This is a genomic window from Paraburkholderia sp. UYCP14C, from assembly GCF_004197395.1.
Taxonomy (GTDB): domain Bacteria; phylum Pseudomonadota; class Gammaproteobacteria; order Burkholderiales; family Burkholderiaceae; genus Paraburkholderia.
Genome location: NZ_SELS01000052.1, coordinates 58,413 through 66,334 on the forward strand (window position 1 = coordinate 58,413; position 7,922 = coordinate 66,334).

The following is a 7,922-nucleotide window of genomic DNA, read 5'->3' on the forward strand; positions in this document are numbered from 1 at the left end:
CGTTCAGGCGTTCCGGAAACTCGACTACGCCGTCGTCGCGACCTGTCGTTCGATAAGGCATCCTGTCAATGCGATGCGAGGAACGAGCGTTTCCCGTCGACGAAATTTGCGAGCGCTGGCGCTTTTGCTAGTTTGATCGGCGACCTGATTTTCCCATGCTGAGGCCTTCCGGAATCATATGTCTCACGTCGACTGGTTGAGTAGCCTGCTGCAATTGATCACCGTCACTGGTCGGCCGGAAGTACGCTGCGCCTACGGCGCACCGTGGCGCGTTGTGTGGGATCAGGCGGCAACCCATGAAATCCCCTACCACGTCGTCCTTAAGGGCAAGGCGATTATCGAGGATCCAGAGGCGGGAATGGCAAAGGAGTTGGTCGCTGGCGATATCGTCTTATTGCCCCACGGCTCTGCGCACGTCCTGCACGACGGTAGTGGAATTCAGCCCGGACCCACTCGCGAGCGCCAAGACCTCGCTGGGTGGACGTTTAGCGAGAATGATGGCGCCGGCGAACATCTCGATATGTTATGTGGCCGCTTTTTTATTGGGCCGCCCCATGATCGACTGATTCGCAATTACCTTCCGACGAATCTGGTGGTGCGGACTACGGGCGGCGATGATGACTCCGACATCGAATCCCCCTCGAATCATCTCGCCAATTTTGTGCGCTTCATGCGCGGCGAGTCTACCGGAGAAAAAGTGGGCGGTTACGCCGTCCTCAACGCGCTCAGTTCGGCGCTGTTCACTATCGTGCTGCGCGAGGCGAGTAAATCGGAGCAGGCACCGACAGGCTTGCTGGCGCTCGCCGGCCATCCACGGTTGGCCCCCGCGATTTCGGCCATGTTCGCCCATCCCGCGCGCGCGTGGAACCTGCCGGAGTTGGCCGCCCTGTGCAACATGTCGCGCGCCACGTTCATGCGGCATTTCCAGGAAACGCTCGGGTGTTCAGCCGTCGATTTGCTAACCGACATCCGCATGAGCCACGCCGCGAACGAGCTGAAGAAGCCGACGATGACCACAGAGGCTGTGGCCGAATCGGTTGGTTACCAATCGGTGTCGTCATTCCGCCGTTTGTTCACCGAGAGGATGGGCATGACACCCGGTGAATGGCGCCGTCTCGCACGTCAGGGGCGATAGCGCCCGAGATTTGTCGTCCCCGGTTCGAACCAGCACGGGACAAGATCCGGCGATGTCGGCGCGGAGCGACTGGCCTTCGCCCGCGGCTCCTTCGATGCAATCTGGACTGCAGGACCTTAATGGAGTCGGCGCGATGAACGCCGCCGCGTTGCCAGATCGAGCGAACCAATCAGCTATACGCCGTTTGATCCTTTTGGATATTTTATTGAGCATTTCCGCTCTCGAAATAACCACTGGGGAGTCTTAGAGTGTGAAACACCGAACCACTTGACGGCAAACACGCAGAAGGTGCGACGCCCCGGTGAAAGCGGCCAAGGTGATCAGCAATCGGCACAAGAACCTTGAATCTTTGCCGACCATTTTCGAAAGGCAGTACTTCTGCACCCCAGCAGTCCTCCTCACCCATAGGAACCACCATGAACAGCGGAACCACCATGAGTAACGCAGTCATTGAATGCATCGTCAGCCGCAGCGCCACGAAGTATTACGACCCGTCCGCGACGTTGAGCGACGACCAGATCCGCGAACTGGTGCGGGTCGCCACCAGCGCCCCGACGTCCTTCCACCTGCAGAATTGGCGCTTTATTGCCGTACGCACGCCCGCAGCGAAGGCCAAGCTCTTTCCACTTGCCTGGAGCCAGCCCGCTGTCGCAGACGCGGCAGTTACCTTCATCATCTGCGGACAACTGGTCGACACCAGCGTGATTCCAGACCGTCTGGCCCCGCTGGTCGAAGCAGGCGTGATGCCGGCGAAGATGGTGTCGGAGTGGGAGAACCCGGCACGCGAACTGTACATGGCGTATCCCCAGCGTCGCCGCGACGAAGCCGTTCGCACCGCAACGTTCGGTGCGTCGGCAATGATCTACGCAGCCCGCTCACTGGGTCTGGGTTCGACGCCGATGATCGGCTTCGACGCCGAGGCTGTTCACCGCGATTTCGGTCTGGCCGATGACGAGGTGCCCGCGCTTCTGCTCTCCATCGGCGCTGAGCGTCAAGGGAACTGGGCGCAAAAGCCGCGCCGTCCCGTGGCCGACGTGCTCGATCTCGTTTAAGCGCATCGCTGGGGCGCTCAACACACAGAGCAACCAGCCAGACATGAATAGGGATCTCGTAGGCAAGGTAACACCCGCCTGAAGGCCTGAACAGCTTCGACCCGGATCCGGGCCCGAAGTAATGCGAAGGAAAGGTTCAACGTTGAACCTTTCTTGATACGTAGTGCAAATCAACTAGAGAATCGATCATGACCCGAACCACCATTCTTTCACCGGAACAAGTACCCGCCCAATCGAAGGCGACGCTTGATGGCTTCACCAAGAACATCGGCTTTACGCCGAACATGATGGCCGCGTTCGCGCAAAGTCCGATCGCGTTCAACGCCTGGGCGTACCTGCTCGGATCGCTGAGCAAGGCGCTCGACGTGAAAACGCGGGACAGCATCGGCCTCGCGGTCTCCGAAGTGAACGGTTGCAACTACTGTCTGACGGTTCACAGCTTCACGGCAGAGCACCTGGCAAAGCTGCCGGCGGATGAAATCATTCTCGCGCGCAAGGGTCGTGCCGACGATCCGAAGCGCGAGGCGGCTGTCCAGTTCGCGCGCAAGGTTATCGAAACCCGTGGGAAGGTGGGCGACGCCGACCTGAACGCTGTACGCGAGGCGGGCTACACGGATGCAAACGTGATGGAAATCGTAGCACTCGTGGCGATGTATTCGCTGACGAACTTCTTCAATAACGTTTTCGATCCGGAGATGGATTTCCCGGCCGTCGCGCCGGCCGGTTCGATCTGATCTCGCGCCTACGACAAACGTGACGTTGTGCACCCCGAGAGCGGAGCTCTCGGGGTCATCCGTCGGAACGATCTGACGCTCGGTGGAACGGTCGGCCATGTTCGGCGAAAGGCTGGCTCGTTCCCTCATCAAGGACACAGATGACACTTCAGCATCCAGTCTTCGCGCGCTGGCCAGCGCGCCATCCCGACAGGCTTCAGCTATTTTCCCTGCCGACTCCTAATGGAGTAAAGGTGAGCATCATGCTGGAGGAGACGGGCATTGCGTACGAGGCCCATCGTGTCGACATCATGGCGAACGAGAACCAGGAGCCTGCATTCGTTTCCCTTAACCCGAACGGCAAGATTCCGGCGATCTTCGATCCAAACGGTCCCGCCGGGCACCCGGTAGCGTTGTTTGAATCCGGTGCGATCTTGCTTTACCTCGCCGACAAGACCGGGCAATTCCTGTCTGCCGATCCTGCGATCCGCTACGAAACGATTCAGTGGCTGATGTGGCAGATGGGCGGCGTCGGGCCGATGTTTGGTCAGGTCGGCTTCTTCAACAAATTCGCTGGCAAAGACTACGGGGACAAACGACCGCGTGACCGGTATGTGGCGGAATCCGGTCGGCTGCTCGGCGTGCTCGACACACGTCTCGCAGGTCGCGCCTGGATGATGGGCGATGACTACAGTATTGCTGACATCTCGCTGCTCGGGTGGGTGCGCAATTTAATCGGCTTTTACGAGGCACGGGAACTTGTCGGTTTCGATCGATTCGTTCATGTCCAGCGATGGTTCGATCGTGGTCTCGCGCGCCCTGGTGTGCGGCGCGGCCTCGAGGTGCCCGCAATTTGAATCAGCACCGAATCGGCGAGATTGCTCGCAGTGTTCGTTCTCGACACCGACGACAAAACGCTGACCACGCCAATCAAATAGCGTGAAACCCATTGATAAACAACGAATCCTGCGAGGCACGCGATAGCATTGCTCCAATTCGCAGGATGTCCTTCAAGACGAGTGAATCCATGATTGAAATCACCGCAGACGCCGAGGCAATCATAAAGGGGGCCATCCTGTCGTTCGTCGCGACAGTGAATAAGGACGGGACACCAAACCTCTCACCAAAAGCTTCCTTGACGGTCAGGAACGGCAAGCTTTACTTCGCCGATATCGCATCGCCTGGGACGTTGCGAAACTTGAATCTCAACCCCGCAGTCGAGATCAACGTGGTTGACATCTTTCAGAGGCGTGGCTACCGGTTCAATGGGCAGGCGTTCATTCTGCCGCCCGGCGAAATCGAATATTTGATGATTGCGGACTGGATCCGGTTGATAAACGGGCCTGAATATCCTGTCGAACACGTAGTCAGAGTCGACGTTAGCTCGATATCCCCATTGCTTTCACCTGCGCACATATTTGCTGATCCGCCGCGCAGTCAGGACGAGATAGAGAAAACATACCGTCAAAAGTACGGTGTGCGCCCAATCGGGGAATAGGCTTTGGGTGTGCGTCAATGGTTTGATCGAATCGTTCCGTTGTGAACCGAGGCTGACAAATTGCCGTGCGGCTCAACGGTATCGTTGATCGAACCCATTGCTTGCTGCGGGGGCCGGTCACAGTTGCATTTCGCAGCGAAACTGCCATATGAATTTCGGAGCATTCTATGCAATCAGTTGAGGTTAAAGCCATCGAACGAAGCGATTTCGATATCTGGCTGCCGCTGTGGGAAGGCTACCAGCGATTCTACAAGGTAGATATCCCCAAGGCCGTGACGCGCGACACCTGGGAACGGTTCTTTGATCCCAACGAACCAATGCAAGCGGCTCTCGCCTTGGTGTGCGGCCAACCCTGCGGCTTTGTGCACACGGTTTACCATCGATCGACCTGGACAAGCGCCGACTACTGTTATCTACAGGACCTGTTTGTTGCGCCCGACGCACGTGGGCGTGGCATTGGTCGCACGCTGATCGAGCATGTGTACGCGGAGGCGAAACGTCGAAAAGCCCCGCGCGTGCACTGGCTGACTCATGAAACAAACTATCCCGGCAGGCTCCTTTACGACGCCGTGGGAGAACGCTCCGGCTTTATCCAGTACCGAAAGGTGCTCGCGTGAAATTCACTTGCCCGGTCTTCGCCAGGACACTGGCGACGCGTCGTGTGCCAGATGGAAAAGAGGCTGGCTTCCGGTTGGATCCTCGGTGTTTCTAACGCTTCCTAGACTACTTCGGCCGAAGATTATCCCGGGACCAGTGTCGGAAAAATGAAGCGGGGAATCTGCAACAAACATTTAAACATCCTGAATCGGGAAATCAAAATGAGCATTCGCGCAAATCAGTTTCGCTTTCAAATCGCAGAAAGGAGCATTGGATCTCGGGCTGGTCTTGCGTTGCTCCGATGGGCGCTTGTCGTCATCTTTTTGTGGTTCGGTGCAATGAAATTCACCCATTACGAAGCCGCTGGTATCTCGCCTTTCATCGTCAACAGTCCTTTAATGGGTTGGTTGAATGCGCTATTTGGCGTACAAGGGGCGAGTGATGTAGTCGGATTGCTTGAGCTGTCGACTGCGGGCGCTCTGATTATCGGAGCGATTCAACCACTTTTCTCTGCATTGGGAGCCGCGATGTCGGCCGCGACCTACCTGATCACGCTTACTTTCATGTTGAGCACCCCGGGCGTGGCCGAAGCGACCGCGGGTGGTTTTCCCGCGATTTCAGCTTTGCCTGGCCAGTTCCTTCTTAAAGATGTCGTTCTGCTGGCTGCGTCCCTTTCACTCCTGCTCGGGTCGGTTCAGGCCTCGCGGGCAGACGCGCGGCAGTGAGCTGAAGGACAGTTGGATATCCGGATAGTCTGAGGAGGTGGCAAATGGAGAGCAAAACTGCGCGAAACGCTGAGATCGGCGAAAGAATTTCTGGTAAATCCTCGCATCCGGATGAACGCACTGTCCGCGACTGGTTGGGTCCGGAGGCGTTCGAACACTGGCGCGAGCTGCGAAGCTGGATCGATGAGTTCTATCCCAATGTTTTTACGCCGGATTGGATATATGGTGGCAAGAAGCGTGGTTGGGCCTTGCGCTATAAGGAAAGCAGGGCATTCTGCAGTCTGCTCCCGGCGTACAGACAGCTGTCCGTTTTGGTAGTCCTGGGCCGGGCCGAACGAGAAAAGTTTGAAGATCGGCGTTACTTCTGGCGTCCGCCGTTGGTCAAACTCTACGACGATTCCCAGACCTATCATGACGGGAAATGGCTGACGATTCCAGTTTTGTCGGCGGATGATCGAAATGAGGTGACTGATCTAATGAGCATGAAACGTCCCACCCTTTCACGCTCTCAAGGGTTGTAATTTGACATCGTATTGACAGTATCAGCGCTGTTTCGCACTGCCCGTTGCGCGGCTTTTGCTCTGGCCTTCAAATAATTTCGTCGATCCGCCACGGGCAGACCGATGTGCACGCGCTGCGCGGATGCTGGCGTCACCAATCAGTGTAGTGCGCGTCTCGGTGGAACGCGGGCCAAGTCTTCCCACAGCGCGGCGGTATCAGGCTGTGCTCACCATGGGTGGCGTCGCAGACCAGATGCAACCCGTGGACGTAGTCCGGCGCAGCCAGCTCTTGTCTCAAGCGCTGGGGAGATCGTAAGGATCATGAGAAGCTCGCTGCACCTGCATGAATTCGCGGCCGATTCATGGACGAGCGATGTTGTGCAGCAGTTCATCGAATGAGAGGTCGGCAACCGGTAATCACGATCGCACATCAATCCGTTGATCCGCTATCTTGGATTGCGTCAGCGCATTGGATCTGTGACTGGCTGAGAACGACCCCTCTGGAGACACTTGTCTTCAATTCGCCAGGACCCTTCGGATGCCGATAACCGACGTTCGAAGGTAACTGACCGCACCTGCCGAAGCGACGCGGTCAGAAAAGCCCGGTGGACGTTCACATAAACATGTCGACACGGACGCTATTCGCGCTTTCCGCGCGGCAGTCGGACGGTGAATATCGTTTCTGTCTCATCCGACTGGGCGTGGATCTCACCATGATGTGATTTGGCAATCTCGCTCGCGATGTACAGGCCTAGTCCGAGGCCATCGTCACCGCGTATTGCGTCTGTCACGGATCGGCGTAATCGAGCCGGGGATGATCGGCGTAATGAGGCCACCTGGAATGGCCCCGAAACGCGATTTCGAAGGGACTCAAGAATGCGTTTTTTTGCCTGATTTTGCAACCGCGTTTTCGCCGTTTTCGGGCATTGGTTTCGGCTTGCGGAAGCTCTCACCCTCAATGACGACGCGGTAGGCGCCGTGCCGTAGCCGATCGAGCGTGGCAGCACCGAGGATGCGGTTGTCGGGGAACGCGTCTCCCCATTCGCTGAAGTCGAGATTTGACGTCAAGATCGTCGCCGCGCGCTCATACCTGGCGGCTATCAGGTCATGGAAGTCTTCGTCGTGGGGCGGACGAAGAGGTTTGAGTGCGAAGTCATCAACGATCAGCACCGGCACGCGCACAAACTGCTGGAGCTTGCGTTCATAGAGTTCGGTCGCCCTTGCTGCATGCAGCTTCTTGAGCAATCCGGTTTGCGTAATGAACAGGACATCACGGCCCTGACGCGCGGCGCAGTGGCCCAAGGCCTGCGCGAGATGCGACTTGCCGACGCCGGTTTGGCCGACCATCAGCACGCAGACCTTCTCGTCAATGTAGCGGCCGGTGGCGAGATCATGGACGTGAGCGCGGTTGAGTTTGGGCACGCGGTCGAAGTCGAAGTTCTCGAGCGTCTTGCCGAGGGCGAAGCCAGCACGGGCGAGCCGCACGCCGAGCTTCTTCTGCTCTCGCCGTGCGACCTCGTCGTGCAACAGCATGGCGAGGAAATCCGTGTAGGCAAGTTGCCCGTCGATGGCCTGACGGTTGCGTTGCTCGAGCGAGTCGAGGATGCCCGAGAGGCGCAACTGCTTGAGGATCGTGTTCAGTTCTGGACATGGATTCATGGACGTTCAATGGATCAGAAGGGAATGGAGGTCACGGCCGAAG

General features: G+C 57.7%; 10 protein-coding genes and 1 pseudogene. 9 read left to right on the forward strand and 2 right to left on the reverse strand.

The window, feature by feature from the left end; all coding sequences use genetic code 11:
- Positions 1 to 178 precede the first annotated feature (178 nt).
- The 8 genes from EVC45_RS33575 (at position 179) to EVC45_RS33615 (ending at position 6,241) form a co-directional block, all read left to right on the forward strand.
- On the forward strand, positions 179 to 1,135 hold the full coding sequence (locus EVC45_RS33575; protein WP_129962463.1) for an AraC family transcriptional regulator: 957 nt from the start codon (positions 179 to 181) through the stop codon (positions 1,133 to 1,135).
- A 434-nt stretch (positions 1,136 to 1,569) separates the two neighbouring features.
- Positions 1,570 to 2,187, forward strand: a complete 618-nt coding sequence (locus tag EVC45_RS33580; RefSeq protein ID WP_373683101.1) for a nitroreductase family protein — start codon at positions 1,570 to 1,572, stop codon at positions 2,185 to 2,187.
- 188 nt (positions 2,188 to 2,375) lie between these two features.
- The gene (locus tag EVC45_RS33585; protein WP_129962465.1) at positions 2,376 to 2,921 is read left to right on the forward strand and encodes a carboxymuconolactone decarboxylase family protein; all 546 of its coding nucleotides are present in this window, start codon (positions 2,376 to 2,378) and stop codon (positions 2,919 to 2,921) included.
- A 140-nt stretch (positions 2,922 to 3,061) separates the two neighbouring features.
- Complete coding sequence (locus tag EVC45_RS33590; protein ID WP_129962466.1) at positions 3,062 to 3,757, forward strand: glutathione S-transferase N-terminal domain-containing protein; 696 nt, start codon at positions 3,062 to 3,064, stop codon at positions 3,755 to 3,757.
- Positions 3,758 to 3,927: 170 nt separating this feature from the next.
- Positions 3,928 to 4,398, forward strand: a complete 471-nt coding sequence (locus EVC45_RS33600; RefSeq protein ID WP_129962467.1) for a pyridoxamine 5'-phosphate oxidase family protein — start codon at positions 3,928 to 3,930, stop codon at positions 4,396 to 4,398.
- A 167-nt stretch (positions 4,399 to 4,565) separates the two neighbouring features.
- Positions 4,566 to 5,015 (forward strand): N-acetyltransferase, encoded by a 450-nt coding sequence (locus EVC45_RS33605; protein WP_129962468.1) that lies wholly within the window; start codon positions 4,566 to 4,568, stop codon positions 5,013 to 5,015.
- A gap of 201 nt (positions 5,016 to 5,216) precedes the next feature.
- Positions 5,217 to 5,720 (forward strand): YkgB family protein, encoded by a 504-nt coding sequence (locus tag EVC45_RS33610; RefSeq protein ID WP_129962469.1) that lies wholly within the window; start codon positions 5,217 to 5,219, stop codon positions 5,718 to 5,720.
- A gap of 44 nt (positions 5,721 to 5,764) precedes the next feature.
- Positions 5,765 to 6,241 (forward strand): DUF3788 domain-containing protein, encoded by a 477-nt coding sequence (locus EVC45_RS33615; RefSeq protein WP_129962470.1) that lies wholly within the window; start codon positions 5,765 to 5,767, stop codon positions 6,239 to 6,241.
- 617 nt (positions 6,242 to 6,858) lie between these two features.
- On the opposite strand, the pseudogene EVC45_RS47075 reads toward EVC45_RS33615, so the two are convergent.
- Positions 6,859 to 6,993 (reverse strand): annotated as a pseudogene (locus EVC45_RS47075) (ATP-binding protein); the annotation flags it as partial.
- A 97-nt stretch (positions 6,994 to 7,090) separates the two neighbouring features.
- On the reverse strand, positions 7,091 to 7,825 hold the full coding sequence (gene istB, locus EVC45_RS33625) for an IS21-like element helper ATPase IstB (protein WP_248295357.1): 735 nt from the start codon (positions 7,823 to 7,825) through the stop codon (positions 7,091 to 7,093).
- Here istB and EVC45_RS47080 point away from each other — a divergent pair.
- On the forward strand, positions 7,742 to 7,922 hold a 181-nt coding region (locus EVC45_RS47080; RefSeq protein WP_248295358.1), incomplete at its 3' end, for a hypothetical protein. The genes istB and EVC45_RS47080 overlap by 84 nt on opposite strands.

Bases quoted from the DNA above. Each gene is read 5' to 3' on its own strand.
- EVC45_RS33575 (WP_129962463.1), top strand. From the start codon at position 179: ATGTCTCACGTCGACTGGTTGAGTAGCCTGCTGCAATTGATCACCGTC.
- EVC45_RS33580 (WP_373683101.1), top strand. From the start codon at position 1,570: ATGAGTAACGCAGTCATTGAATGCATCGTCAGCCGCAGCGCCACGAAG.
- EVC45_RS33585 (WP_129962465.1), top strand. From the start codon at position 2,376: ATGACCCGAACCACCATTCTTTCACCGGAACAAGTACCCGCCCAATCG.
- EVC45_RS33590 (WP_129962466.1), top strand. From the start codon at position 3,062: ATGACACTTCAGCATCCAGTCTTCGCGCGCTGGCCAGCGCGCCATCCC.
- EVC45_RS33600 (WP_129962467.1), top strand. From the start codon at position 3,928: ATGATTGAAATCACCGCAGACGCCGAGGCAATCATAAAGGGGGCCATC.
- EVC45_RS33605 (WP_129962468.1), top strand. From the start codon at position 4,566: ATGCAATCAGTTGAGGTTAAAGCCATCGAACGAAGCGATTTCGATATC.
- EVC45_RS33610 (WP_129962469.1), top strand. From the start codon at position 5,217: ATGAGCATTCGCGCAAATCAGTTTCGCTTTCAAATCGCAGAAAGGAGC.
- EVC45_RS33615 (WP_129962470.1), top strand. From the start codon at position 5,765: ATGGAGAGCAAAACTGCGCGAAACGCTGAGATCGGCGAAAGAATTTCT.